At 45.0% G+C, this 24,814-nt stretch carries 27 protein-coding genes and 3 pseudogenes; 13 read left to right on the plus strand and 17 right to left on the minus strand.

Annotated features, from left to right (window positions below):
• The first annotated feature begins 64 nt into the window (after positions 1-64).
• From R2103_RS11870 to R2103_RS11880, 3 genes are all read left to right on the plus strand, one after another.
• A complete protein-coding gene (locus R2103_RS11870; RefSeq protein ID WP_317531604.1) occupies positions 65-538 on the plus strand; it encodes a hypothetical protein in 474 nt (157 codons plus the stop codon).
• A gap of 256 nt (positions 539-794) precedes the next feature.
• Positions 795-1,829: a VanZ family protein gene (locus tag R2103_RS11875; RefSeq protein ID WP_317531605.1), complete on the plus strand. Its 1,035-nt coding sequence runs from the start codon at positions 795-797 to the stop codon at positions 1,827-1,829.
• A gap of 331 nt (positions 1,830-2,160) precedes the next feature.
• Positions 2,161-3,228: an IS5 family transposase gene (locus R2103_RS11880; protein WP_317531606.1), complete on the plus strand. Its 1,068-nt coding sequence runs from the start codon at positions 2,161-2,163 to the stop codon at positions 3,226-3,228.
• Positions 3,229-3,358: 130 nt separating this feature from the next.
• Here the strand turns inward: R2103_RS11880 and R2103_RS11885 are convergent, their stop codons facing one another.
• From R2103_RS11885 to R2103_RS11950, 14 genes and pseudogenes are all read right to left on the minus strand, one after another.
• Entirely contained in the window at positions 3,359-3,799 is a 441-nt protein-coding gene (locus tag R2103_RS11885) for a transglycosylase SLT domain-containing protein (RefSeq protein ID WP_317531607.1), read from the minus strand.
• A 30-nt stretch (positions 3,800-3,829) separates the two neighbouring features.
• Positions 3,830-4,921: a P-type conjugative transfer protein TrbL gene (gene trbL, locus R2103_RS11890; protein ID WP_317531608.1), complete on the minus strand. Its 1,092-nt coding sequence runs from the start codon at positions 4,919-4,921 to the stop codon at positions 3,830-3,832.
• 42 nt (positions 4,922-4,963) lie between these two features.
• Positions 4,964-5,628, minus strand: a pseudogene (locus R2103_RS11895) (IS1595 family transposase).
• A 50-nt stretch (positions 5,629-5,678) separates the two neighbouring features.
• On the minus strand, positions 5,679-5,882 hold the full coding sequence (locus R2103_RS11900) for a hypothetical protein (protein ID WP_317531609.1): 204 nt from the start codon (positions 5,880-5,882) through the stop codon (positions 5,679-5,681).
• A gap of 23 nt (positions 5,883-5,905) precedes the next feature.
• Complete coding sequence (trbJ, locus tag R2103_RS11905; RefSeq protein ID WP_317531610.1) at positions 5,906-6,706, minus strand: P-type conjugative transfer protein TrbJ; 801 nt, start codon at positions 6,704-6,706, stop codon at positions 5,906-5,908.
• 18 nt (positions 6,707-6,724) lie between these two features.
• The gene (locus R2103_RS11910) at positions 6,725-8,122 is read right to left on the minus strand and encodes a TrbI/VirB10 family protein (protein WP_317531611.1); all 1,398 of its coding nucleotides are present in this window, start codon (positions 8,120-8,122) and stop codon (positions 6,725-6,727) included.
• A 15-nt stretch (positions 8,123-8,137) separates the two neighbouring features.
• Positions 8,138-8,608, minus strand: coding sequence for a conjugal transfer protein TrbH (locus R2103_RS11915; RefSeq protein ID WP_317531612.1), 471 nt, complete (start codon positions 8,606-8,608; stop codon positions 8,138-8,140).
• Between the two features lie 2 nt (positions 8,609-8,610).
• Positions 8,611-9,537 carry a P-type conjugative transfer protein TrbG gene (trbG, locus tag R2103_RS11920; protein WP_317531613.1) on the minus strand — a complete coding sequence of 309 codons (927 nt, stop codon included), beginning with the start codon at positions 9,535-9,537 and terminating at the stop codon, positions 8,611-8,613.
• A 14-nt stretch (positions 9,538-9,551) separates the two neighbouring features.
• Positions 9,552-10,316, minus strand: a complete 765-nt coding sequence (locus R2103_RS11925) for a VirB8/TrbF family protein (RefSeq protein ID WP_317531614.1) — start codon at positions 10,314-10,316, stop codon at positions 9,552-9,554.
• Entirely contained in the window at positions 10,313-12,850 is a 2,538-nt protein-coding gene (locus tag R2103_RS11930; RefSeq protein ID WP_317531615.1) for a VirB4 family type IV secretion/conjugal transfer ATPase, read from the minus strand. Before R2103_RS11930 ends, R2103_RS11925 begins: the two co-directional genes overlap by 4 nt.
• Positions 12,847-13,158, minus strand: a complete 312-nt coding sequence (locus tag R2103_RS11935) for a conjugal transfer protein TrbD (protein WP_317531616.1) — start codon at positions 13,156-13,158, stop codon at positions 12,847-12,849. The genes R2103_RS11930 and R2103_RS11935 overlap by 4 nt, the downstream gene beginning before the upstream one ends.
• Before the next feature lie 11 nt (positions 13,159-13,169).
• A complete protein-coding gene (locus tag R2103_RS11940; RefSeq protein ID WP_317531617.1) occupies positions 13,170-13,550 on the minus strand; it encodes a TrbC/VirB2 family protein in 381 nt (126 codons plus the stop codon).
• 21 nt (positions 13,551-13,571) lie between these two features.
• On the minus strand, positions 13,572-14,537 hold the full coding sequence (gene trbB / locus R2103_RS11945; protein ID WP_317531618.1) for a P-type conjugative transfer ATPase TrbB: 966 nt from the start codon (positions 14,535-14,537) through the stop codon (positions 13,572-13,574).
• A 96-nt stretch (positions 14,538-14,633) separates the two neighbouring features.
• Positions 14,634-14,999, minus strand: coding sequence for a helix-turn-helix domain-containing protein (locus R2103_RS11950; RefSeq protein WP_317531619.1), 366 nt, complete (start codon positions 14,997-14,999; stop codon positions 14,634-14,636).
• Between the two features lie 524 nt (positions 15,000-15,523).
• Here R2103_RS11950 and R2103_RS11955 point away from each other — a divergent pair.
• On the plus strand, positions 15,524-16,579 hold the full coding sequence (locus R2103_RS11955) for a ParB/RepB/Spo0J family partition protein (protein ID WP_317531620.1): 1,056 nt from the start codon (positions 15,524-15,526) through the stop codon (positions 16,577-16,579).
• Between the two features lie 39 nt (positions 16,580-16,618).
• Positions 16,619-16,990 carry a KfrB domain-containing protein gene (locus R2103_RS11960; protein ID WP_317531621.1) on the plus strand — a complete coding sequence of 124 codons (372 nt, stop codon included), beginning with the start codon at positions 16,619-16,621 and terminating at the stop codon, positions 16,988-16,990.
• 129 nt (positions 16,991-17,119) lie between these two features.
• Here R2103_RS11960 and R2103_RS11965 read toward each other — a convergent pair.
• A pseudogene (locus R2103_RS11965) lies at positions 17,120-17,294 on the minus strand (IS3 family transposase); the annotation flags it as partial.
• 290 nt (positions 17,295-17,584) lie between these two features.
• Here R2103_RS11965 and R2103_RS14395 point away from each other — a divergent pair.
• The 7 genes from R2103_RS14395 to R2103_RS11995 all read left to right on the plus strand — a co-directional run bounded on the left by R2103_RS14395 (position 17,585) and on the right by R2103_RS11995 (position 21,916).
• Complete coding sequence (locus tag R2103_RS14395; protein WP_411172545.1) at positions 17,585-17,698, plus strand: hypothetical protein; 114 nt, start codon at positions 17,585-17,587, stop codon at positions 17,696-17,698.
• A 266-nt stretch (positions 17,699-17,964) separates the two neighbouring features.
• A complete protein-coding gene (cas7fv, locus tag R2103_RS11970) occupies positions 17,965-18,954 on the plus strand; it encodes a type I-Fv CRISPR-associated protein Cas7fv (RefSeq protein ID WP_317531622.1) in 990 nt (329 codons plus the stop codon).
• 9 nt (positions 18,955-18,963) lie between these two features.
• On the plus strand, positions 18,964-19,191 hold the full coding sequence (locus R2103_RS11975) for a hypothetical protein (RefSeq protein ID WP_317531623.1): 228 nt from the start codon (positions 18,964-18,966) through the stop codon (positions 19,189-19,191).
• Between the two features lie 33 nt (positions 19,192-19,224).
• Positions 19,225-19,992, plus strand: coding sequence for a type I-Fv CRISPR-associated protein Cas5fv (gene cas5fv, locus R2103_RS11980; protein ID WP_317531624.1), 768 nt, complete (start codon positions 19,225-19,227; stop codon positions 19,990-19,992).
• A gap of 12 nt (positions 19,993-20,004) precedes the next feature.
• Positions 20,005-20,649 (plus strand): type I-F CRISPR-associated endoribonuclease Cas6/Csy4, encoded by a 645-nt coding sequence (cas6f, locus tag R2103_RS11985; protein WP_317531625.1) that lies wholly within the window; start codon positions 20,005-20,007, stop codon positions 20,647-20,649.
• A gap of 542 nt (positions 20,650-21,191) precedes the next feature.
• Positions 21,192-21,710, plus strand: coding sequence for an SDR family oxidoreductase (locus R2103_RS11990; RefSeq protein ID WP_317532092.1), 519 nt, complete (start codon positions 21,192-21,194; stop codon positions 21,708-21,710).
• The gene (locus R2103_RS11995) at positions 21,707-21,916 is read left to right on the plus strand and encodes an SDR family oxidoreductase (RefSeq protein WP_317531626.1); all 210 of its coding nucleotides are present in this window, start codon (positions 21,707-21,709) and stop codon (positions 21,914-21,916) included. Before R2103_RS11990 ends, R2103_RS11995 begins: the two co-directional genes overlap by 4 nt.
• Before the next feature lie 457 nt (positions 21,917-22,373).
• Here the strand turns inward: R2103_RS11995 and R2103_RS12000 are convergent.
• Positions 22,374-23,331 (minus strand): annotated as a pseudogene (locus tag R2103_RS12000) (IS5 family transposase).
• Positions 23,332-23,726: 395 nt separating this feature from the next.
• On the opposite strand from R2103_RS12000, the gene R2103_RS12005 reads away from it, so the two are divergent.
• Positions 23,727-24,059, plus strand: coding sequence for a hypothetical protein (locus R2103_RS12005; RefSeq protein WP_317531627.1), 333 nt, complete (start codon positions 23,727-23,729; stop codon positions 24,057-24,059).
• Between the two features lie 202 nt (positions 24,060-24,261).
• Here R2103_RS12005 and R2103_RS12010 read toward each other — a convergent pair whose 3' ends face one another.
• On the minus strand, positions 24,262-24,459 hold the full coding sequence (locus R2103_RS12010) for a hypothetical protein (protein WP_317531628.1): 198 nt from the start codon (positions 24,457-24,459) through the stop codon (positions 24,262-24,264).
• Between the last annotated feature and the right edge of the window lie 355 nt (positions 24,460-24,814).

A 24,814-nucleotide genomic window follows, 5' to 3' on the forward strand; every position in this document is an offset into this window, starting at 1 on the left:
CCCGCTTAAAAATATGTTGAATTATTTCTTGAACTGAGGTTTCTAATCAAAGTAAGAGATAAAAATGCCTGACAATAATACATTAAAAGATAAAAACAATGATGTATCAAACCAACAACTGAAAAAAATTAACATACGGATAAAACAAATGGATAACTCAATCCAACCGATCTATTCGAATGTTACCTCAGCTTTAGGAAGTAAAGAAATCGTAATGCTTGATTTTGGATATCTCGATATTCAACTGATTGCATCTTTGAATCGAATGCTCGCTTCAGGAGAAAATATTCCAAATATCATTGATGCAAAAATGACATGCCGTGTTGCATTAAATTTTGATGCTGTCAGCCAATTAATCAAGCAATTAAATAACATCTTGGAACCTCAACAAGTAATCAAATCTGGAGAACCCATAGTTGAACAAACTGCCCCAGTTCCAGAAAAAGAACTGGGATCATCTGTCGAAGTTGGCGAACGGCTAGATCAAGACCCCGCCAAACCTTCTCATAGTGGATTCAAATTTCCCTGGTCCAAGTAGAAAATTATCTCCATCTAAGGATGCCCTGAAAAAGCTAGCTAGCGATAGTCAGGCAAGGCAAATAAAGTTAAAAAGCTTACTTTACAAGTGGTAAATAAACATCTTGAACCTGATTTCAACGCAGAATGGCCAAGTGAAGTAGTCTTTCAAAGTTTCCTTGAGCCATCCGATGCGAGGAAAAATGTGTTCGATCAATTTTCCTGAATTCAATAGCTGCGTAATTTTTTCCAGCCTGTCATGCGCAGCGGTTCACTGTATGCCTTTATTTAAAACACACTGTTTTCTTTTCATCCTGCTTGCCATTGCCACATTGGTGTGCTATCACCAGTTTGACCAGTATCTGCAAATCGGTCCTGATCTTTTGACCGGAAACTGGAAATTCCGGTCAACGGAAAACAGCCGGGTTGATTATACAGAAAAGGGCTTAACCCTTTTTTCCAGCGATGCAAGAATTGGCGCCAGCGCGCACCTGGATCTCCGGATGGTAAATCCCGGCACTGTTTTATTGGTTTCCGCCGATGTGAAATGCGATAGCGTGAAAACGGGCAAGCAATCCTGGAACGCGGGAAGATTGCTATTGGCGCAAAATGATGGAAAAAAAAACCGCTGGGATCTGCCGCACTCTGCAGTGGACCTGACTGGAAGTCATGACTGGAAAAATTACCGCAAAACTTTCACCATTGCACCGGATACTGAAAAAATCTGGCTGCTTGCGCAACTCAGTCAATCCAGCGGGTCGTTGCAATTTCAGAATATTCATGTTTACCCGGTACATGAAAATGAAGCTTATCGATGGGCGAAAAGCTTCATTCTGATCGCATGGAGCGCTTATTTCCTGCTGTTTGCCGGTTCATTTCTTTTTGTTAGCGAAATGAATCTCTTCAGCCGCTTACTATTAATTTCCATTTTCATCTTTATCATTGCGGGCACTGCCATACCGGGCGATATGAAAAATCAAGTATTGACCGAAGTCAAAATCCTGCTGGATAGCGGATCATTCAAATCCGCTATCCCGTGGAATTTATCCAAGGTCTGGCATCTGTGCTTTTTTTTCTTATTTGGTGCAATTCTCTGCATAACGATGAGAAAGGAATCAATCCTTCAGACAGTAACGATTATTCTTATGCTGGCCGCAGGTACTGAATTCGCACAACTGTATATCAAAGGACGGACAGCGTTGCTGGGCGACTTTTTTATTGATGTGGCGGGAGGAGTTTTTGGAGTGATTTTGACCGGATTCTTTATTTCAAAGCTGAAAAGCATGCGTTTAGGAAAAAAAACCGTCCAATAATAATTTTATGGTTACCCAGACTTTTTGTCGACCGTCGAATGATCATACAAACCTAGGAATATTGCTCCCCCTTAGATACGGCCGGTTGTGTGTAAATATTCCTCATTCATTTGCGGAGAAACCGTTAAAAAATAATTGGTCTCTGACAAATTAATCCGGAATCACACCGGAATTATAATTTTACGGCATTCTGCAATGGTCTCAGTACCTCTGAGTCAGGTCTATTTTGGAAAAGAATTCTTACTAATTGAGACCTTTGCACGGTCAAGAGCAGATTTAGCTGCGCGAGATGATATAATTTATTTTTGAATCATGGTGTTGGACTAATCCAATGAGTTTTTCTGAATATGATGTAACCCGCCGAACCCGCAAAGGGAATTTCTTGAAGCAAATCGATGAATTGATAGACTGGGACTCGATAGAGAAGGCGATCTCAGTTCATTATGCACCACTATCGGACATAACAGGACGTCCTGCCTATCCTGGGTTGCTGCTTTTCAAAATGCTGTTAGTGGGAATCTGGAATGGTGGTTTAAGTGATGAAGCGGTTGAAGAAATGGCTAATTCTAATTTGCACGTGATGCGATTTCTGGGATTGTCACTTGAAGATGAAGTACCGGATCATTCTGTGCTGTCGCGTTTCAGAACCCGTTTGACGATAGCCGCAGCGTGGGATGGTTTATTGGGGCAAATCAATCACCAAATTCAGCTGCTCAATGTTACTGTAGCCACTGGATGTCACGTTGACGCCAGCATCACGCCTAGTCCACGTAAGCCAAAGACCCGGCCCGCCTATGAAGTAGTTAGTGATCGCGAAGAGCGTGATGACGAAACAGACGCACAAACATCCATGCGGGTCATCGCGGTCACTCAACCTGGTGTCGATATTGAGGCGCGTTGGGTTAAAAAAGGCGGCCAATCGGTTTTTGGTTATAAACAGCACACGCTGGTTGATCACAATGGTTTGGTGATGGCTGTTGAAACAACGGCCGCTAATTGCCATGACAGCAAGCTGCTGCTAACACTGCTCGATAAAGCCGGGATCGTACTAGGTACCCGGGTTCATGCTGATAAAGCTTACTGTAGTCAGAAACATCGTGAAGCCTTTAAATCGCGCGGCATCAAAAATGGCATTCAGGATAAAGCCTTGAAGAACAAACCGTTGACTGCGCGGCAAATACAGCGCAATCGTTTAATTACACAAGCCCGGTATGTCGTGGAACGTACCTTTGGCAGTCAAACACGCTGGTTTGGTAGCAAGATCCTCCGTTACTACGGTCGAGCCAAAGCACATGCCTGGCATATCCTGCAGGCTATGGCCTATAACCTGAAAAGGTTGCCAAGATTGTATGTTGAGAGGCTTCTACCACGACAACCACAAGCTAGTTGCGTCTTCTAACAAAGAAATGGCGTAATAATGTCTTTATCTCTTGGTTTTTGCAAAAAATTCACTAAAATTCCCCAGAATTTCAACATTGAATTGGGTTTTTAAGAATTTGCAGCAGAAGTGGATAGTTTTGCAAAGGTCTCTAATTAGGGATATTTGAAGAAGGGAATCGAGCTTCTAGCCAGTTTGCCCATTTGACGGACTTAGTAATCAAATCAGCCCGATACTTTGCATTATATTTTGGCGTACGTGAATGATAATTGGCTGCTTTTGTCCAGATGTCGCCTTTATCATTTTTGATATGTAAACGCACTCGCCATGCGGCCAGATCATAAGCATAACACCCCGGATTTTCCACATGATCAGGTGTAATGCCATATTTCGATAAATCTTGAAGAAATAAAGTATTAAACTGCATCGAGCCAATATCGTGAGTACCGTTACTGTTACGCACCCATTGGCCCGGTTTACCACTCTCTTTCTCGGCTATCGCCAGCATGATATTGGCTGGTATTTCATACTTGATGGCAGCAGTGATTGAACACACTATCCTTTCCTGCATATCCGGCGGTAAATCCATCATGGAGCGAATCGCTTGAATGCCTTACCTATATTATTTACTCCCTCCTCGCGAAATATTGTTCATACCTGATGATTCCTGGGCCTGACCTTTTTCAATTGCACTCCGCAAAGCATCCATTCCCGCACTTCTTGCTGTTGTCAGCCGACCGGCTGCCAGTGTGCCGCCATAAGACGCAACGGCTGCTGCCGTACCGGCCGCTGCCATAAAACTACCTGCACTATAACTGCCAATTCCAGCGCTCGAGCCTATGCTGCTTCCCGTTATAATGCCAGCAAGTAACGATGGTAATCTGGAAATCAACACAAAAAATGCAATCGTAAAAATCAGCATGACCGCCAGTTCTTCATAATTCAGAACGTTTTTACCCATTTTGGCGTAAAAACTGGATAACAGATCACTACCAATACCAACGATCAGGAGCATAACAAATAGCTGAATACCAACACCCAGAACTGTTTTAAAGTAGTTTATGGCGATGTCGGATGTCCAACGTGCGCCGCCAAAACCCAAAAAGAAGATACCCGCATACATTAGCACCCAGGATGAGATTAACAAAAGCAGCATATTCACTGCAATTACCGCTAAAACAATAAGAACTATCAACGATATGATGACAGCAATCAGACTATCGACCGGTTGCAGTATTGTAAGATTACTCGTTGCTTGATTCCAGATTAAAACACCTATATCCATAATACTGGAATGACTGGCACCACTAGGTAGGCCAGCAGCAGTACCGCCTAACTGCTGCATCGAGGCAATAATAGTACCCGCAATATTGTGTCCAGACACTGCATTAGTCAGCAGCCAGAAGTAAAACCCGGTGAAGATAATAAAACGGGTAAACTCAGCAAAGAAATCCGCGATATCGGCTTTGCGCAACAGCATCACTCCAAATGTCCACACCATGGAAATCAGCACCAACGTCCAGAACAAGCGCTCAGCAGCACCTTGAATGACCGCTTGCCAAGATTTGGCTTTTCCTAAAAACTTCTGAATTACCTGATCTAATACACTTTGATTCGTAGCAGGATCAATGTAAGCAAGCTCTGCAAACACAACAGATGAGAAACTTGACGATACAATAAAAACAAGGAAAATTACGCCTGGATTCTTAAGCATCTTGCTATTCCCATAATATGTAAGGCTCTAGACTATCAGAGGTTAATAATATCTAACGAGCTGCCATAGTTCAGTAGCAAGTTCATCAGGTTGTTTTTTCCAGCGCCATTCAGATTCTTTCAAATGCAGCTCAAAGTTAACTGATACGCCGTTAAACTTTGCCAATCGTCGCTTGGTAAAACTCCAAAACGATTCAATACCGTTAATGTGGCAATGCCCATCACGGGCAAATTCATTGTCACCGTGCGATACTCGAAAATGCTTGGAGTATCCCACATCTACCAAACCATTATAGCCACGCCAGCCATCACTATAAATGACACTTTCAATCGACACTTTACCCAGTATTACCGCTTGTAAGGTCAAGCGTTTACAGTCCGGTACTATTTCGGTGTATACCCTGCCATCTCGCTCAAACACTCCGAATACAGGTTGTTTTAATGTACCGCGACCGCGTTTGAGTTTGCCGTGATAACCACGATGCCGTTTCGCACCAAAATAGCTTTCATCAACTTCCACTCTGCCTAACAACTTGTCTTTAAGGGCAGTCTGATGGCGGTAAATTACTTGCCTGTATATGCCATCATATTAATCGTGTTACGATTTTTACCTAATAGCAGCGCTGTTTTGCTGGCTGGTATATCAATGCATAAGCATTGAATTATTTTTTTAACAGAATAATCACTTAATTTGCTATTTCTTAACATCTTTCTAGACTAACAGATTGTTTCTGCTAGTCTAGAGCCTATGTAATTAGCTACTCAGAACCATCCATTTGTTTCTTAAATTTATCAGGATCAGAAATATCCATTTCAAGCCAGTTCTTTCTTTCCGGCATTTCACTTAATTCCTTTTTAGGCTCCTTCAGTTCAAGCTTGCCATCGCCATCCTTATAACACCCTGACAGCAGCAACAAAGACAATGAGTAGATCACTGCAATAATCAAATAGCCTTTTTTCATCGGTATCTCCTTGAGTTGGTGTTTCAAAAGGCATCTTTCACAGACCAGTTTCTACCAACTGGCAGTATTTCAGGACTCAATCGCTTGGTTGCTGCCTCACGCGTAGCCTGCTGCATGGCCTTTTGATCCACCTCGGCCTGACTCTGCGTATTGGCAGCATTATGCTGGGCAATCAGCATCTGGCGCATCTGCAGTAACTGGTTTGCCTGGTACGCGGCCAGCTGGTTGGCATATTGCAGAGCTTCCATTTGTCCCTGGGCAGATTCGGTTCTTTGTTGTAAGACTTGCAGGTGCGCTGCATCGAGCGGGATCTGATTCTGATGTTCGCTTAAACCCCGCAAGAGCGAATCATTGGCGTTTTTCTGCGCATCGGTGCTGGTATTTTGTCCATCCTTCAGGAGTTTCCAGGCGCCTTCATTGCATTTTTCCTGCAAACTAAAGCACGGGGAACTGCGATAATATTCAACATTGCGAAACCGCTGCATATAACCATCCAGCCCTCCATACTGTTGTTCATAATAGCGTATGGTATTGGTCAGATAGAGCAACCGGTTCATCGTATATTGCGCTTGCGCCCAAACATAAGCTGGTGGCGCCAGCGTGTTGCGGATCATGTTTTCATATTGCTGCAATTGTGTCTGATACTGCTCGATCTGCTTCAGTGTCTGCGCTACATTCTCAATAGCGGTCGTTGTGGTTTGTTTTATGTTCGCTATATCAATGACGGCAAGGCCGCCTGCTTTGATAACCGATGAATAACCGGCATTACCCAGTGCGAGCAGAATTACGATCAACTGAGCAGCTAGATTTTTGCTATTTATCATGTTTGATCACTCCTGTTATTAATAATCAAATGATTGATACGGTTTGGAAAACCTCATGTCTTTGGTCACAATGATGTTGAAGCGATACCCAGGCCTGATTTCAAGCGTTGGGGATATATTCAGGTTTTTACGAATGAGATTGGCGGTTACCAACCCCAATTGCTGACCGAGCGATTGACTCATGATGCTGCCCGCATTTTGCCGCCCGAACGCACCACCTGCATCACGTTGACTGTACGTGGCACCGGCCACAATAGCCGACATGATCAGGGCTGAACCAAAGATGCGTAGATAATGGTTATTGACCAGATCCTTAAAACCTGCGTAACCCACCCCGTCAGCGCCCGGCATGGCACCAATATCCATAGTTTTACCATCTGGAAAAATGATGCGTTGCCAGGCAACCAGCACTCGTGCCTGACCGAATTCCACTTCACTGGAATACGTACCCACTAATCTTGATCCTTGTGGAATCAAACGCCATTTACCAATGGGGGAATCATAAATATGTTGGCTGACCTGTGCCATGATCTGCCCCGGCAGACTCGAATTGATACCGGATATCAGAGTTGCCGGTATGACAAACCCTGTTTGCAGGACATAAGGCGATGCGGGCTTTTGCACTTCGCTATTCAATTTCCAGCGTGCTTCTCCTTCTGCTGAATCAAAGCGCGAATAATCCCTATCCCGTGTACCGGACTCGTCATCCAGCAATCGAGGGGCGCCATCGTCCATGGATTCATCACTTCTACCCGCTCCCGTTCCTCCGGCTCCATCCTGCCGCAACTGCGCCAGGCGCGCATGATACGCAGCCGTTGGATCTTCACGCAGGTTTGAATCAATCTGTTGACGCACCGATGCCAATTTTGCCAGCATTTCATCACGTGTTTTAGGTGCACCGGCATTGGCTAAATCCGGTGATGATCCCGTACTTCTGGGCGCAATGACATTCACATTGGTTTTAGCCTTGATCGCCTCTTCCAGTTGCTGGCGTTTCAGCATCCGAATATGGGCAATATCAGCGTGAAGCGATGGATCGACAGTATCCATAGAGGGCGGCAGAGGCGGCCGATCCAGATCTGATGGCCGCTCAATGATGATTCCATGTAGGGGTGCTTTTTCGGTTAAATCAGAAGTTTTAGTCTGAGTTTTGGGTTCGATAATGCCTCCGATATAGTCTTTGGCAATCAGTGAGGCAAAAGAATTGCTCGACTGAGTATCATGATTACCATCAAAATCGTATTGACCGCGTTCAGCTGCCCGATTCATGGCGACGATCATCATGAGCAACATGAATATCAGCATAATCGCACCGAAAATGACGATCGGAAGATTATTGACGCGCCGCACCCCAACGTTTTTGGCAACTACATCTGGAGATGAATCCGGTGACAGGAGTTTAGAATTGGTTGACATATCACCCTCACCCCCTTATTCTTTTCTGACCCAAAGACCGGCAGGATGGGTACTATCGCCTTGCACACTGAATGCGCGCGATAAGCGCATATCGTCAATCATGAGTTTGACATGATACAAATCCCCCGATTGGTCAATGATGTAACTCAAGGCCAGGCCTTTTTGCGACTCAGTATCAGGTTGATTCGGCGCAGCAAAGATTGGTTGCTGAATGACTTCCTGAACTGCAAACCCTGCCAGTCTCAGGTTCTCGATCAAGGCATGACCAAACGGATCATTAATCACATGGCGCAGATTGAACTGCGTATTGGCCGCCGGGTACAGCCGCACTATTTGGGCCGCCACATCATCGGCCATGACTTTGCTGGTTTCGATTGAAGGATTCTGAATAAAATTGCCATAGGGGTGCGTAGCACAACCATTCAATAGCAATAAAACCAGCATGAGGATAAAAACAGCGTTGGATGCGGTGATCATTTTATTCATCATCAATTCCCCCGCGTAATCGTCACCCGGCTTTGATTGCCGCCTACACCGGCAATCAGAATCGCACGATCAAACACGGTATCCACAATATAGCGATCACCCTGCAAGCGGTAATTCACCATAACGGTTTCATCTTCACTAAAAATACCGCCTTCTTTGTTCAGTAGTAGCAAAGTCGGTGCTTCAGTCTGTGCCATGATGGCAGGCATTTGTATGATGGTTTTTTGACCGTCGTTATAGACACGCAGCGGCTTCCAGGTAGCATCGCCAGACACTGCATACGCAAAATCCAGATTGCCCAGATATTCTCCGGTTTCAGGAAGGGTGCGCGATTTCCTGATTCCCATAACATGGCTTTCTTTATCTCTAATCGCATCCCATTTAATCAGCGCATCTTCCGGATAAGTAAAACTGACTCTCGGCATGAAATCACGACGGTGAGACCGAAGACGCATGTGATACGTGCGCCGGTTGGTCGTCACTACCAAGGATGTTTCAAGCCCCACATCCAATGGTTTTACAATCAGATGTTGCACCTCAGCAGAACCTTGGCCGGTCACTGCTGGTTCAATCAACCAGCGTGCCTGGTCACCCAGGTGGATGGAATTAACCTGCTCACCCGGCTGCAATTCGATATCGCATACCTGCAATACTGCACAGACGATGCTGGGTTGTTGCGAGCCAAACAGAAAACGAATGGATCCATCCGGCCCTGCAACCGGCTTTGTACCGTTAGGATTGACTGCTTGCCATTTCTTGGCCAGATCGATGGCCGCGCGTTCCTGTGGTGTCAGTTGAGGGTTCTTATCGGAGAAATACGCATCCGACAAACCATTAGAATAGCCTGGAGTAACCAGTCCAACGGATAAAGTCAACATGCTCAGCATGCCTATGGTACTGCGCGTACTTAATGAGAGTAACGGTTTCATGATGAGCGGCCCCTTTATGTCTGTTTCGACCAGGAGAAATCCTGGATATAAATACCCAGCGGGTTATTGCGGATCTGTTCTTCCGTCGTGCTTTGCGTGGTCGGCTTGTTATAAATCCTAAGCAGAGCACGCATCTTGAAGGGTGGCTCGGTTAAGTGTCCCTGCCGGTCATAGATTTTCTCCAGCCAATCGACCTGCCAGGTCTCCGGTGATTGGGGTATGACCGATATGATTTCAACATTAACGGTTTGTGTTTCAGCTCGTTTGAAAGGACTACTGGCCTCAGTACTATTGAACCATTCATTAGCTTTTGCCGTGGCGGGGTCGTTATTGGATAGCATGGCATACGCACGAAAGATGGCACGTCGCTGCAAGGCGATATCCGGTGTCACCATCCGCAAATCATTAATAAACGCTGCAACCGACGCATGCACTACGCGCTGATCGGCCACCGCAGCAATATCCGCACGAGAAACCGCGATGGCTTCTCCCAGTTTATTAACCTGTACCACGTAAGGGATGAATTTGGATTGGCTGCCGATGACAATGACTCCTCCCACCCCAGCCAGCGCAATCAGCAAACATAGTAGCGCCAGCATTTGCCACATATTGCGCGAAGCCTGAATCCCGCGCATATGGTCATTCCAGGTGCGCCGTGCTGACAGATAGGGGTTTTCATTTTCACCGCAGCGGTGACCACCTTCCATCCTGTCGTCATTGGCACGCATAGTCTCATCCACAACCGGCTTTAACTTGAATAGCTCGTTGATCATATTCATGCAGCAACTCCATAATCTGATAACGTCAACCCTTTTATCGCCAGCCATTCGTGAACCCATAGGTCGCCATACTTGTCGCACAGGTTTTTAATCGTGGCGATTGATTCCTTATCCGTAGATCCCACAAAAGCCAGCGCTAATGGCCCGAGTGCCAGGTCATAGAGCCGCCTGCCGTTCTCGGATACGGTGTAATATTGCTGTTTGGGAATGGCAGAAGCCAGGATCTCAATCTGGCGCGTATTCAATCCCATGCGCCGGTAGAGTGCCGAAGCCTCTTCATCGCGCGCAAATACGTTGGGCAGAAATATCTTGGTGGCGGTGGATTCGACAATGACATCGAGAATTCCGCTGTTGGCCGCATCCGACAGGCTTTGCGTTGCCATCAATACTAGGCAATTGTTTTTACGCATGACCTTGAGCCATTCGCGGATCTTGGCGCGAAACACCGGATGACCCAGCATCAGCCAGGCTTCATCGAGGATAATCGCGGATGGTTGACCATGCAGGCTGCGCTCGATGCGCCGGAATAGATACAACAGCGTCGGCAGTGCGTATTTATCACCGAGATTCATCAACTCTTCGATCTCGAACGTGGTGAAGGTAGACAGATTCAACCCATCGGCTTCAGCATCGAGTAAGTGCCCCATCATGCCGTCGATGGTATATTGCCGAAGACACTCGCGTATCGATTCATCCTGGATTGTCACTGACAAATCCGATAAGGTTTTTGAGCCGCTTTGATGCATATTGGCAATGGCTTGACTGATTTCATTACGCTGCAAAGGTGTAACGGTAATGCCATTGAGTTCTATCACCATGCAAATCCATTCCAGCGCCCAGGCACGATCTCCCTTAGTCTGCAAGAATTGCAGTGGACAAAAAGACAGCGACTCATCATCCCCTGCTACTGTAAAATGATGGCCACCTATTGCTTTTGTGAGTGGATACATTGACATCCCCTTATCGAAGCAATAAATCGACATGCCCTGATAACGCCGCAATTGCGCGGCAATCAGCGCCAAATGCGTGGATTTACCCGCTCCGGTTGGGCCGAACATGAAAGTGTGACCTAAATCGCGCACATGCAAATTCAGCCGGAAAGGCGTAGCACCTTGTGTGACACAATGCATCAGCGGGGGTGAATTGGGCGGATACATCGGACAGGGTGCTATGGGTTTGCCTGTCCAAATGGTATTGACCGGCAACAAATCGGCCAGATTCATGGTATTGATGAGAGGTCTGCGCACATTCTCAACACCGTGACCGGGCAAGCTGCCCAGATACGCATCCATGGTGTTGATCGTCTCAACCCGCGCGGCAAAGCCCAGATGATTGATTGCTTTCTCTACCTTACGCCCGGCTTCTTCCAATGCTGCCCGATCTTCCATCATCAGCACCACCACGCTGGTATAGCACCCTTGGCCGACCATGCCGCTATTGGTTTCCGCAATGGCAGACTGCGCATCTTCAGTCATATTGAGCGCGTCTTCATCGATGTTGCTGCTTTGCAGGTTAAACACCTGGTCAAAGAATCCACGGATTTTTTGTTTCCAGCGTCTGCGGAATTTTTCCAGATGATTGACCGCTTCATGCGCATCCATAAAGATAAATCGCGATGACCAGCGATACACACCCGGCAATTCAGAGAGCAGATTTAACATGCCGGGAGAAGATTCCAGCGGGAAACCCTCAATCGATACCACTTGAACGAAATTGCGGCCAATTTTAGGCACAACCCCGCCCCACATTTCCTGACCACCGAGCAAGGTATCCAGATACATCGGATTCGTAGGTAATACCATCGGATGATCCAGGCCGGTTACGCATAATTGCAACCACTGTAAGAAATCATCATGGATGATGGTTGTACCGTCTTCATTCACCAGCTTGCGGCTTTTTAAACGCGACAGATGAAATACGCTGGATAATCGGGATTCAAAGTTGGCACATTCGCGCTGGAAATATTCCAGCAATCCTTGCGTGCGAGCTTTTTGGTCGGGTGCCTCGGCTTCATCGTCAAACATCAGTTCAACAAACTTGCGTTGCGCCAGCATCGGCGGCAAGTACGTCAGTGATACGATAAAGCAACTCTCGTATAGGGTGCCGATACGCTCGAACAGATTGCGCCGCTCCTCGTCAATGGCAGCGGTAACGGGATCAGGGTAATTGGAAAGCGCTTTGTCTGAATAACCTTGCGCGGGTTTGCGGATGGCATCGACATGAATCATCCAGCCATTGCCCAAACGGGATAAAGCCTGGTTAATGCGGAATGACACCCGCTCGCGCTCAATCTCGGTGCTGCTGGCCGTATCGTCACCACGAAATATCCAGGCGGCCATTAATGAACCGTTCTTGCCGACAATCACGCCGTCTTCCACCACGGCTGCATACACCAGCAGATCGGCAAAACCCATTTTTTTGGATCGATGTTGATCCAGTTTTAATTCTTTGCCAGCATCACGGATATGGATAAATAGTATCAAGAGCAGCACAGCACCGCATATTGCGATAAAGATAGAAATAGCGGCAATCATAGATGCTGTTTCTCCTGCTGGCGGGTATTGTCATGAAAAGGAGTGCTGCGCGCCGGATAGTATTTTTTGTATTGCATCTGGCGCAGGTAAACATGACGCAATTGCGGATCATTTTTTGCCATCAGTCGCAGTGCAAACAGTGCAAAGATCCATAGGGCTATGCCGAAAAGCGTGGCCTTTATTTCCATAGCCACAAAGATTGAAGTAGCCGCAATCAGGATAGAAAACATAACCAGTTCCCGGTCGCCACCCATAAACAAGTTGGGACGGTTTCCCGATTGACGGATAGGTATGGTTCGAAGCGCCATTAGTTTGCTTCCTATTCTTGTGGATTTACGACTAATTCCTGATCTTGGGGCATTTCACCCGGAATGACCGCACCCTGGAATAAATTGGTCATGATGTTGTTGGCACCGACGAGTAATGCCATAACCAGCACGATAAAAATCAGTGTGCGAAAAAAAGCGTTGAGTTCGCCACCAAAGATCAGAATGCCGCCTGCAACGACAATGCCGACAATGGATAGGGTAAAAGCAACGGGACCGGTAACAGAGTTTCTGAGATTCACCAGCCAGGTTTCATAGGGAAGCGCACCGCCTGCGCCAACAGCGGCTTGTGCGTTATCAATCAACAAGAAAAACAAAAGAAAACTGCATAAAGAAACAATGAAGAAGAGTGAAATTGAAGGCAATATTTTCATTAACTAACTCCTGTTATTTATTTACAGCTTCTTGATTTGGTAACTTCCTCTTTTAAAACCTTGTACTTCGATAATCTGCTGGATTTTCCTGCCGTGGGGTGTGCGCGTGATATGTACGACCATATCAACCGCCTCCGCGATCAATGGCATGATCTCTTTAGGTGCTGAAGGATTGCGTGAAATCAGGGATTCCAGACGAGTCAGTCCTGATAGCGCATCATTGGCGTGCAGTGTGGCAGCCCCTCCTTCATGCCCTGTGTTCCAGGCATCAAGCAAATCCAGTGCTTCAGGGCCTCTCACTTCACCGACCAGGATGCGATCCGGGCGCATACGCAAGGTTGTTTTGAGCAATTGCGTCATATCGACATCGATCGTGGTGTGATACTGCACAAAATTCCGGGCAGTGCATTGAATCTCGCCGGTATCCTCCAGGATAAAGATGCGCTCATCCGGGTCATTGACAACCATTTCATTGATGATGGCGTTGATCAGCGTTGTTTTACCTGACCCGGTGCCACCAATAACCAAAATATTGCGGTGCTTGCGCACGGCCTCTTTAATGACATCACAGTGTCTGGGCGACAACACACCGGTTTCCACATACTGCTCGAGTGTAAAAATCTTGATGGCTTTTTTACGAATGGCAAATGTGGGGGATGAAACAATGGGTGGCAGTTGACCGGCGAAGCGTGAATTATCGAGTGGAAATTCACCTTCGATCATCGGGTTGAATCGATTGATTTCTTTGCCGTGGAAACCTGCAACCGTTTTGATGACCGCTTCAACCTGGGCAGCTTGGATATTTCCGATATGTTGTATCTTTTGACCTAGTTTCTCTTGCCAGATACGGCCATCGGCGTTGACCATGATTTCAACCGTTTCAGGATCTTGCAATGCAGACAGTATTTCCCTTGCATCGCGCTCCAGCTTGCTCTTTGCCCGGTCTTTAACGGATGCGATGTAAGGTAATTGATCTTGCGATGTCATGCGAATACTCCAGAAGCTTACACATGACATTACAATATAACGTAATTATATTTTGCGCAATACTTTTTTACTGCTTTTAACATTTTTCTCTTTTGCTTAATTTTTATTTTTTAATAAGAACGCTCTGTTCTTTTTATCCCATTGCTCGACTTGATAAGCCTCATATTCACTTAGCACGCCACCTTTCCAGACAAAGCCTTTAGGCAAATGCTTTAGTTTTCGATTGGTTAATGCTTCAAGATCAGCCGTGCTCATATCCGTGCTATCCAATAGCATCGGTAGTGGGGTCTCGAGCGCTTCTGCGACGGCTTCTATAATCCTGAGTGATGGATTGGCTTTATCATTGGTCAGATCGGTAAAAAAAGATATAGAGACCCCCGCCTTCTCTGCCAATTCGGACTTGGTCATATCCTTCTCATCAAGGATACGCAAAATATTTGTGATTAAGATTAAATTGTACATATAATAGCCCTGCCATTTTTAGGGTTTAAGCAGCTTAACTAAACAGCACCATTGTTTTGCAGTAGTATTGCTGCTATTTTAATCCAAAATAAAAACACAAATTTATTAATTCAATGGAGGGCCGAATAATAGTTTCGTTATATACATATCTTATGGATAATTATTAATAGTAGATTTAAAATAGAAATTTAAACTATAAATTTATCATGTTATTGATTTATATCAACATAATTAATATTAATAGTTACCTTAGAATGCGATGAATAGAGGATAGATGAGTAGCTGATGGAAAACCTGGCGAGTCTAAAAACGTAACCCGTTTTCTGATACGAGAGGTTAGGCATTCAATAAACTGAACAAGAAGAATAAAAATATAAAAGCGCAAAAACAACTTTTGCGCTTTTATATTTGTTGATGACTGCATCCATCGTTTCTATCTTTCTAATCATAAATTGGCAGAATCATTTAATCCAAATAAATATTTCTGCCCAGCATAACGAGCACAAGTTAGGTCCAAGATAAAAATGGCAGAGAGAAAAAAGGAAAATATAAAAGGGCTTGTTGCGCCTATCGGCGCAACAGAAATTGATATTACGCTGATCAGCGAAGATATCCATCAACCCAGGAAAGAGTTTAATCAGGAAACGTTACGAGAATTAACGGAGACGATTAAATTACGCGGAGTCAAATCACCGATATCGGTTCGCCCCAATCCGGATAAACCGGGAACTTATATCATCAATCATGGGGCGAGACGCTATCGCGCCAGCATTAATGCCAGGTTAACCAAGATTCCTGCATTCATTGATACCGATTACAGCGAAGCGGATCAGGTAATCGAAAATCTGCAAAGAGATGATTTAACCTCCAGAGAGATTGCTGACTTTATTGGGCGGCAACTGGCAGGTGGTAAAACCAAGTCTGAAATTGCCAGACTCATTGGCAAAACCAATCCTTATATCACCATGCACGCTGCATTACTCGATCTACCCGATCCACTCGGAGAATTATACCGGTCAGGTCGTTGCACCGATGTCACAGCACTCTATGATTTAACCAGACTCTATAAAGCCAATAAAGAGGAAGTAATCACCTGGCTGGCACTCAGTACACAAGAAGAAATATCACGATTGGATGTCTATCAATTCAGTCAATTCTTAAAGCTGAAAAAAACGCCCCCATCTAATTCTGCGGATGATCAAGTATCCAGCGCTGAAGGCAAATCGAATACCCCTTCAACTCATAACAACGATCAAACACAAACCACGCCGAATTCATTGCTGGATTCTGTTTACAATCTGATAAAAAAAGACAAATGCAAGCCACAGGATTTAATGCGTGATCTGTCTAACGATAATAAAGAGTTACTAAAAACCAAGATTGGCGATTATTTTGAGCAAGGCAGAAATTGCCCAAATGTCGTTCAGTTCACCATCAAAGCGCTTCAAGATGGTAGCTTCTCAGCCAAGGGGAGCGGCGCACTGCAGTTGATCGCCTTTTTGCATGGTATGGAAAGATCAGAGTCTTTTGATCTCATGAAAATACTGGAAGAAATTGCCGGACAACAGGAAGCAGGATAATTTAATCTTGCCAGTAATCCTACTTACAACTAATTTGAAATGACGACACCCGCAAAGCTACGAATGATTGTAATGAATGGCCAAAAGATTCTACAAACTCAAAATAATAATGAATGGGAAACGATCGGCACTATCAAGAAGGTTGATGAAGGCATCAAGCCAGGTGTCTACAATATTTATCTAGCTACAGCACCCGTTGATAAAAATCAGTATGAGGGACAAATCATTCATGTTGATAAAGAGAATGCTGTTTTTTATCAGCAGGTCAAGAAGGATTTTATTGTGCATCAATTAAATGATGTTGATGGTAAACCTGTTGCGGGGAAAGATGTGGCTATTACTTATGATGGGGAGAAAGCTACGTTAACTCTGGTAAATTCACCTAAGAATAAAAGAATATTAAAAATTTAATGGGTAAATTCTGCCTGACAGCATTGAAGATTTGTCGGTTAGCAGCATTATGTTTTTTAAGCACGCGTAAGGGTCAGCAAAATTTTGGAGTGACCTTGCTCTGGTAATCCGCACATCTTAACGGGCTTATTATGTGATCTTTTGTAACTGTGCCACAAGCCAGTTTTGCTCGAACTTCATTGGACTGATGAATCCCAGTGTCGAATGCAGTCTCTGCGGCTGTAGTAGTTAACCAATCAATGACTCCATCCATTGCCTGACGGCGTATTTCAAACCTCATTCCATACAATCTGCCTGCTTTCAACACGATCCCAACAGCTGCAGATCCCCGTGGCAAGACCACGGGGAATCACAAGTTTAAGAAGCTATTACCATGGTTATGTATCCAAAGATACGGCGGATTTACTGTAGGCCTCCAACCTTTCTATTTTGAGTATTGATGCTTATTGGATCAAGACTGATTATTTGTTTTAATCTCAACAAGCTCAATCCCCCGCTCCTAAGGGAAAAAGCTGGTTAAAACCAGCCCATTGATGAGTGCAGTTATTGCACTGCTTGCGCTGGATGTGCAGTATCTAATAACAACAGAAAAGGATTAATCACACCATATCCTGCCATTGGTTCAGATCGCGAAGTCGAAGCGAATTGGTTTGGATTGTAGGGAATGGAGATCAATTCGATACGCAAGGCATTGTGCCAGCCCAGTAAATTCCACTACAAAGAAACTCATACTGGATATACCAAAGCAAGCACCACGACATTATCGGCGGCAGTAAGGCTTTTAAAGATTTTATTTTGCTCAATGAAGCAAGAGATCCGGAATTTCCCATTTATCTAAGCTACACCCCGGAAGGGGTGGATCGGGTTGGCGGGGAAAGTTCTCGTCATAGTTACTCTGTTTTCTATGCCATATGCGACAAACAACTCATTGGTGCAATTTCAATTAAGCAATTAACAACTAACGAGGATTAAGCATGCCAAATATTTCCGGCATTAAAAGCGTGGATTTTAAAATAGTTGCTAATGGCTATGGCGTAGTTAACTGGAATGGCCCGACTACATTGGTTGGTACTGATGGAATAAATCAAGGCAATCATGCGTTGCCAAAACTACGTGGTTACAGCAACTTAAATGGGATAGTAAAAGAAGAAACGGGGTTCAAATATAAAAAACATGCATCTGATATAGATTTTAAAGAAACTCCTATGTACATAAGTCAAAACTGTATCAGACACCATTTATTTAGAGATCAGGCTTTTGATTTGCATTATGCAAAAGATAAAAACTTGTTGTCGGTTTTAACGTCAATTACAGGTCTGATTCGCGGGTACGTTGTTCCAGCTAGTCAATGTAAACGAACAAGCCCATTATTGCTTGAAGATTTTGTTGATCAGCTTGGTAATGGAAATTTTGAACAACTCTCATCTTCAAGTTCGACTGAAGAAATAATTAATGCGAATGGTACAACAGATTATAAGAAAGGAAAAAATTCGATTTTTTCGAAGACTACATTCGGGGAAACTGAGTATTTAGCTTACGGCTCAATCAGTATTGAACAATTGCAATTTATTTCGCTGGATAAAAAATTTGACCGGGCTTCCATGGTTATCAAGGACGGTGAAGGCGAAAAAATTGCTCAGACTGTTCAATATTTCATTAAATCCATCGATCCTAGCCGTAATCCCAAAGCAGTGTTTCACCCCAACTACGTGCGTGCCGGTACGATATTTGAGGAGGGCGAGGTCGGCATTTTATTGGATAACGAAGCGACGGATGTTCTCGTCAAAAAAACGTTACAAATGATTGAAGAACTCAGTATCCGTCAAGCCAAAGGCTATATGTGTGTCGATCACTTACTCGTCGATTACAACGACAGCATCAAAATGATGCGCATAAAGCGCAACTCAGCCGAAATAAACCAAGAACCCCAATCCCCTTATGCCATTTATTTTTATGCTAAATAAGGGAGAATCATGCGGATTACTATTAACTATGAAGCTTCCTGGCGAAATTCGTTCTTGGATGGCTCCAATAACGACCCCTTACCAAAAGGTGGCCGGGTATTTGTTGGCTCTATGACGACTTTGGGAAAACGGGATAGTCAAGGCAAATATCCGAATTTTATTAAACGTGAGATTACTCATGACACCGTGATGGGTGTTTTGAATCGGCTTATCGGCGATCAAAGAAAGCTCTATTAATCCAGAAATTGCCCTAAATACTTCTTTTCAGGTTTGGAAGAACGCATATCTTTTAACGACCAGCAGGATTCAAGTGCGTCTATCAATACTGAAACGGTTTATATCCGGAATATGGAAGGAAATACCGATCAAAATTCATTCACTGGAATGATTAAAGCAAATGATCCGGTTTTTACATCCGATTATTCAAACATTTTTTGGGGAGTCTTGACGCTTGATATCGAAAATCTTTGCCGCTTCATTGTCGATGAAAGCTTTCAAGTGAGTTCTTCCAAGCAGTTTGATCCTTTGGATGTTTTACAAAAACTGCATGAATTAAATAAATTAAAGGCTATTGATATTGAAACAGTGAAAAATGCTTTGGATGCATTACAGAAACATTTTTCCGACGCTGCTTATAAAGCCGTCGACAGCAAAATAAAGCCAATTGAATTGTACTGTTCAGCGTTGTATTTGCAGATTAGCCGTTTAAGTCACGAATATGACGTATCTCTAGCACTTACAAAGAATGGTGGTCTAGCCGGTATTTCAAAACGTGGTTATACACCAAAAGATTTTATGGATCGATACACCACGGGCAGTAAAAAACCAATATGGGGAAATCCGTACCAACTGAAGGAAAAACGCAAAGGCGAAGGTGAGGTTGTCTCTTTATTAACTAAAGCCAACGGTACGCTTGATATTCTTCTCAACATTCCCGGCGACAAAGCTGAACAACTAAAAAGAATGATCGATGACGCTGGCGTTTCCAGTTTTTACCTGGGTAAAAAAGGCTTGGCTTACGTTGACGTAATTCGCTAATTGGAAGATGCCATGAACTATTATCTTGAAATCACCTTATTATCGAATTATGAAATCAATCTTTTCAGCCTCTGGTCCCAAGCCTTCCAGCAAATCCACTTGGGATTAGTCGAAACACAGGATACGGAAAAACGGGCACCGATCGGCCTATCGTTCCCCGAATACAAGATGGGTGAGAGATTCGGCATGCTGGGCAACAGGCTTCGTTTGTTTGCTCCGGACGAAACCTCCCTGATCCGGTTCGACGCGAAAAAACGATTAAGCCATCTGAGCGATCACGTGAATTGCACCGGTATCCTCCTGGTGCCAAGTATCGTCGAAGGTTATGCCGTTTATCAGCGCGAGCAACCCAAAACTGGCCGGGAACGCCTAGCCCGGCGCTATGCGAAGCGGCACAACCTGGATTACCAAACTGCATTCAATGGCAAGGTTGAGTTGTGCGCAAAGCACGATAATGCAACCGAATATAAAAAAGTGTTGATGAGTTACAGCGAAATGCCGCACAAAACCATCACCACCCCGTTTATCCGGCTGAAAAGTCTAAGTAGCGGCAATACGTTCTGCCTGTGGATCAAAAAAAGAGAAATAGAAAACAGTGTTAAAGGAATTTTTACCACCTATGGTTTAAGTTCTACTGCTTCCGTACCCGAATTTTGACTTATTTTTTGGACGATCTTTAACAATCCAAACAAATAGGCTAATTGCGATGCAGGTATTTACAGGATGGTTATCCATTCCTAAATATCCTGCACACTGCACCACAACTGGCTTTGAGTTTTTTTATCGTCTGTTCGCTGCCGCGCAGGCAGCTTAGAAATTTATTTTGGCTTGCGTTATTATGGCTTCGATGTTCGCTGCCGCACAGGCAGCTTAGAAATTATTTCATTAATGCTTACCAGGCTGTTTTTTAGTTTTCTGCCGAGAAGGCAGCTTAGAAAAAGATTGAGCGAGGAAGTTACACTGAATCGATGTTTGCTGCAGGAGGTGATTTAACTTTTTTTGAAATTGTAAGAAATCTGTCTAACGAGCGATGTTCGAATGTTCCTGGACTTATGATTCCGAGCATGACCACTCATCGGTTCGTGGTAAGTTCGATGCAAGCATACGATACAATGGATTCGGATTCCGTATAGTTTGCCTTTTCCCAGACTAAATCTTTTCTTTCACGACTAGCAGGATTACTTATAAATTTAAACGATATTGCACTCGTTACCGGTGCACGTGGCGGCATTGGGCGCGCACTAGCGGCTCGGCTACGCTCACGAGGGCTGCGCGTTGCTGCGGTTGGCCGTGATATGGCCGCGCTGATTAACGTTCCTGCCGAAGCTCTCATTGCCGCTGACACGACCACTCCAGAGGGCGCAGCTGCAGCATTCAAAGCTTGCCGTGAACAGCTAGGTGCTGCTCCATCGTGGTTGGCTCATGCCGTAGGTAGCACCTTGATTGCACCGCTGCATCGTAGTCCGGTAGAGCAGGTAAGAGAAGTGCTGCGCATCAATCTTGAAAGCAGTCTTTGGACATTACAGGCCTGGATTGCATCGCTGAATGGTGCTCCAGGCGCAGCAGTGTTTACAAGCTCGGTTGTTGCGCGCATTGGGGTCGCCAACCACGAGAGCATTGCCGCCGCCAAAGGCGGCGTAGAGGCATTAGTGCGCGGTGCTGCCGCCACCTATGCGTCACACAGGGTCTGCGCATCAACGCGGTTGCACCTGGCATGACAGAAACGCCAATGACGATGGGCATGCTGAAACAGCCTGCGATGCGCGATGGAGCCGCCAAGCAATATCCACTTGGCGGCTTACAAACTGCTGACGAGGTGGCTGCCGTAATGGATTGGCTGCTGTCTCCGGATGCTGCGAGGCTCACTGGACAGATCTTGGCTGTCGATGGCGGTTTTACATCTGTGCGGCCTTTAGTGAGGTGATCGCCAGGATTAAGCGGACATCATGCAGTTTGTACAAGCTTCGGAATGATTGGAGTGGTCATGGATGCATGACTACCTCCCAGTGCAGTACCACGCCATGTTTAGTACTCTGCGCCCACTTCGCTTCCGTCATCCACGCACAGACCATGCCGTAGCCGATCACCCTCTCTCCGTCGATATCGATCGGCGTGAATGCGGGGAAACATGAGCGCCTGCTAGAATAGGCTCGAGTTTTGAGCCTGCGGTGTGGATATTATGTCGCTAAATGACTTGCGAAGTCATTTGCTTCCCTAAGGAAGCGCTGATTAATTAACCATCATCAGATTTTTCGGTACTGCTGGCGGTTTTTTAAACACGAACACCCAGCAATTCATTTTTTTGCAGTATTTTGCTGCCGAATTTCCCCTGTTTGTGCTTCATCGTCCGCCATCAGGTGTATTTTGAGCGGACTCCTCCCTCAAGTAGTCAACAATCGCCTTCGCAGCAGGTACAGTTTGGCCAAGCCCATCAACATGTTCACCTGAGCAGCATTCTTCATCAGCCCGCGGTAGCGGGTTCGGGTAAATCCAAACTGCCGTTTGATCACCCGGAACACATGTTCCACCCGTGCCCGGATTGAAGAATACTTCCGGTTACGCTTCTTCTGACTCACTGAAAGATTCTGTCCGGGCTTGCGTTTGTCTTGCACACACCAGCGTATTCCCAACTGCCGTGACCCGCGCTTGTACTCATCGCTGGTGTAGCCCGCATCGCCAAAAATAACCTCGTCTTCTGCCCGCAGTAGCTTGGGCAGGATGTTGATGTCGGCTTCATTGGCAGCGGTAACTTCAACCGTGTGCATCGCGCCTGAATCTACGTCTGCCCCTACATGCACTTTCATGCCAAAGTACCATTGCATCCCCTTCTTCGCTTGGTGCATCTCGGGATCTCGCGCCCGTTCCCCATTCTTGGTCGAACTTGGGGCGTGAATGAGTGTGGCGTCCACCATCGTGCCTTTGGAAACCAGCAACCCCCGAGCCTTGAGGTGAGCATTGATCGCCTCAAGGAATACCACCGTCAATTCGTGCTTCTCTAAAAGATGCCGGAAATTCAGTATCGTGGTCTCGTCCGGCAGGGTATCCGGTAACTCCGCTGAATCCCGCAAAACAGCGCATGCTCTTAATCTCGTATAGAGCATCTTCCATTTGCCGATCGGATAGGTTGAACCAATTCTGCAGACAGTAGATGCGAAACATGTTACTCAGCACCATCGGCTGGCGGCCCCGTTGTCCATTCTTGGGGTAATGGGGTTCAATATGCGACAGCAATTCTTGCCAGGGTATTACCCCTTCCATTTCGCTTAAGAAAACCTCCCGGCGCGTCCGGCGCTTCTTGTGATTGTTGTCCAGATCGGCAAAGCTCGTTTGGCGTGGCATTGCATTTTTGAAAAATTATAAGGAAAAACTATTATCCCAGACCTCGGGATTTGTTCAGCGCTTCCCTAAGTGACCAATTAGAAATGCCAACTAGAATAGCCCCGCAGATTCATGAAGAGCACTTGCGAAGTGCGAGAAACACACTCTAAGTCACAACATATGTGACATTTATCACATATGAGGGCTTTTATTTCCAATTATGGTGATTCAATCATTGCTAATGTGTGAAAATTAATGATAATGATGTTAGTGTGATAATAATAGTAAATGTATGATCAATCATAGCAGTGCGGCAGAAATCAAAGTAATTTAAGCATATGAGTAGGCATCCAGGTGTATTCGCAGCTGAATGTTAACCACATAACGAATCATACTTCTTAAGGGATAAATGTCACATGGAACGAAAATATTATAACACCACTTCAGTGTCATGGGAATATGCTCGCCATAGTCAAAAATGTGCTGTTAGCGCAGAAGAACAACTTAAGGAAGAACTTCTGGCTATTAAAGAATTGGCACATTGTATTGAAGCTCTTTCGGAGATGGCAATAAGCGGCGATCAAAGCGGGGTCGCTAATTTAACCATTGTTCATTTGGCTAAGAAAATCGAACAGATGATTGATGTTTGTAACACATTGCAAGTCAATAGTGATGAAACTAATCAGGTAGATGACTTGTTACGATCGTTTATGAAGAAATCGAAAAAATCTGGATTTTTTCCTGAATAGCCCTACAACTGCCTCTTGCGCCGAGAATGAGATTAGTTGGCAGGAAACTGCTTATATATTTTTGGAGTAAAAATGACCACCCCCCCCCCTCCCCTGCCGACCGGCCTAATTAATAACAGGTAACCCTCCAGCTTTGCCGAGGGGTTACCTGTTATTAATTAAAATCATTTTATCCCCGAAAAATCCGGCACGATTCAGCTGATTATTCATTAGTGGGCATGGTTAACAAGAGAGCTTCAAGCCGATCCGTTGCGACATGTATTTTCTCATTTAATTTCTCACAATGAGCATGCGTGTCTTCAAGTTCTTTACGCAGCTTTATGATTTCATTGGTTGCATCCCGATGCAAACGTAAAAGTTGAGAAACTTTGTCTTCTAAAGATTTCAATTCTGTTTCCATAGGGCACTCATTTCCGAACTATTAAAATGTTAATAGGTAATCAAATGCTAAATTCTTATGCTGTGCCCTAGATAGGGTCGTCACAAGATCTTGAGTAAGAATGCGAGGCAGCGGGCAAACAAGGAAAAGAGGTTATTGGTGTAACGAGTAGCGCTGCCGCGACACAGATTCTCTACGTGTGTTCTGTTCCTCCAACTCACCGAATGTCTGAAAGAAATTTTTTGGCGAGCACATCATGAGCACCAAGGCCACACATCTCTTTCATGTCGTAAAGAATCTGCTCAAGCATCGCAAGATCCGCCACAAAGGAATGGAAAAAATAACCGCTTAGATGATTTACGAGTGATTGTGATCT

This window comes from Nitrosomonas sp. Is24 (genome assembly GCF_033063335.1).
Taxonomy (GTDB): domain Bacteria; phylum Pseudomonadota; class Gammaproteobacteria; order Burkholderiales; family Nitrosomonadaceae; genus Nitrosomonas.

Coding starts and splice junctions, on each gene's coding strand:
- R2103_RS11870 (WP_317531604.1), top strand. CDS start 65: ATGCCTGACAATAATACATTAAAAGATAAAAACAATGATGTATCAAAC.
- R2103_RS11875 (WP_317531605.1), top strand. CDS start 795: ATGCCTTTATTTAAAACACACTGTTTTCTTTTCATCCTGCTTGCCATT.
- R2103_RS11880 (WP_317531606.1), top strand. CDS start 2,161: ATGAGTTTTTCTGAATATGATGTAACCCGCCGAACCCGCAAAGGGAAT.
- R2103_RS11885 (WP_317531607.1), bottom strand. CDS start 3,799: ATGATGGATTTACCGCCGGATATGCAGGAAAGGATAGTGTGTTCAATC.
- trbL (WP_317531608.1), bottom strand. CDS start 4,921: ATGCTTAAGAATCCAGGCGTAATTTTCCTTGTTTTTATTGTATCGTCA.
- R2103_RS11900 (WP_317531609.1), bottom strand. CDS start 5,882: ATGAAAAAAGGCTATTTGATTATTGCAGTGATCTACTCATTGTCTTTG.
- trbJ (WP_317531610.1), bottom strand. CDS start 6,706: ATGATAAATAGCAAAAATCTAGCTGCTCAGTTGATCGTAATTCTGCTC.
- R2103_RS11910 (WP_317531611.1), bottom strand. CDS start 8,122: ATGTCAACCAATTCTAAACTCCTGTCACCGGATTCATCTCCAGATGTA.
- R2103_RS11915 (WP_317531612.1), bottom strand. CDS start 8,608: ATGAATAAAATGATCACCGCATCCAACGCTGTTTTTATCCTCATGCTG.
- trbG (WP_317531613.1), bottom strand. CDS start 9,537: ATGAAACCGTTACTCTCATTAAGTACGCGCAGTACCATAGGCATGCTG.
- R2103_RS11925 (WP_317531614.1), bottom strand. CDS start 10,316: ATGAATATGATCAACGAGCTATTCAAGTTAAAGCCGGTTGTGGATGAG.
- R2103_RS11930 (WP_317531615.1), bottom strand. CDS start 12,850: ATGATTGCCGCTATTTCTATCTTTATCGCAATATGCGGTGCTGTGCTG.
- R2103_RS11935 (WP_317531616.1), bottom strand. CDS start 13,158: ATGGCGCTTCGAACCATACCTATCCGTCAATCGGGAAACCGTCCCAAC.
- R2103_RS11940 (WP_317531617.1), bottom strand. CDS start 13,550: ATGAAAATATTGCCTTCAATTTCACTCTTCTTCATTGTTTCTTTATGC.
- trbB (WP_317531618.1), bottom strand. CDS start 14,537: ATGACATCGCAAGATCAATTACCTTACATCGCATCCGTTAAAGACCGG.
- R2103_RS11950 (WP_317531619.1), bottom strand. CDS start 14,999: ATGTACAATTTAATCTTAATCACAAATATTTTGCGTATCCTTGATGAG.
- R2103_RS11955 (WP_317531620.1), top strand. CDS start 15,524: ATGGCAGAGAGAAAAAAGGAAAATATAAAAGGGCTTGTTGCGCCTATC.
- R2103_RS11960 (WP_317531621.1), top strand. CDS start 16,619: ATGACGACACCCGCAAAGCTACGAATGATTGTAATGAATGGCCAAAAG.
- cas7fv (WP_317531622.1), top strand. CDS start 17,965: ATGCCAAATATTTCCGGCATTAAAAGCGTGGATTTTAAAATAGTTGCT.
- R2103_RS11975 (WP_317531623.1), top strand. CDS start 18,964: ATGCGGATTACTATTAACTATGAAGCTTCCTGGCGAAATTCGTTCTTG.
- cas6f (WP_317531625.1), top strand. CDS start 20,005: ATGAACTATTATCTTGAAATCACCTTATTATCGAATTATGAAATCAAT.
- R2103_RS11995 (WP_317531626.1), top strand. CDS start 21,707: ATGACAGAAACGCCAATGACGATGGGCATGCTGAAACAGCCTGCGATG.
- R2103_RS12005 (WP_317531627.1), top strand. CDS start 23,727: ATGGAACGAAAATATTATAACACCACTTCAGTGTCATGGGAATATGCT.
- R2103_RS12010 (WP_317531628.1), bottom strand. CDS start 24,459: ATGGAAACAGAATTGAAATCTTTAGAAGACAAAGTTTCTCAACTTTTA.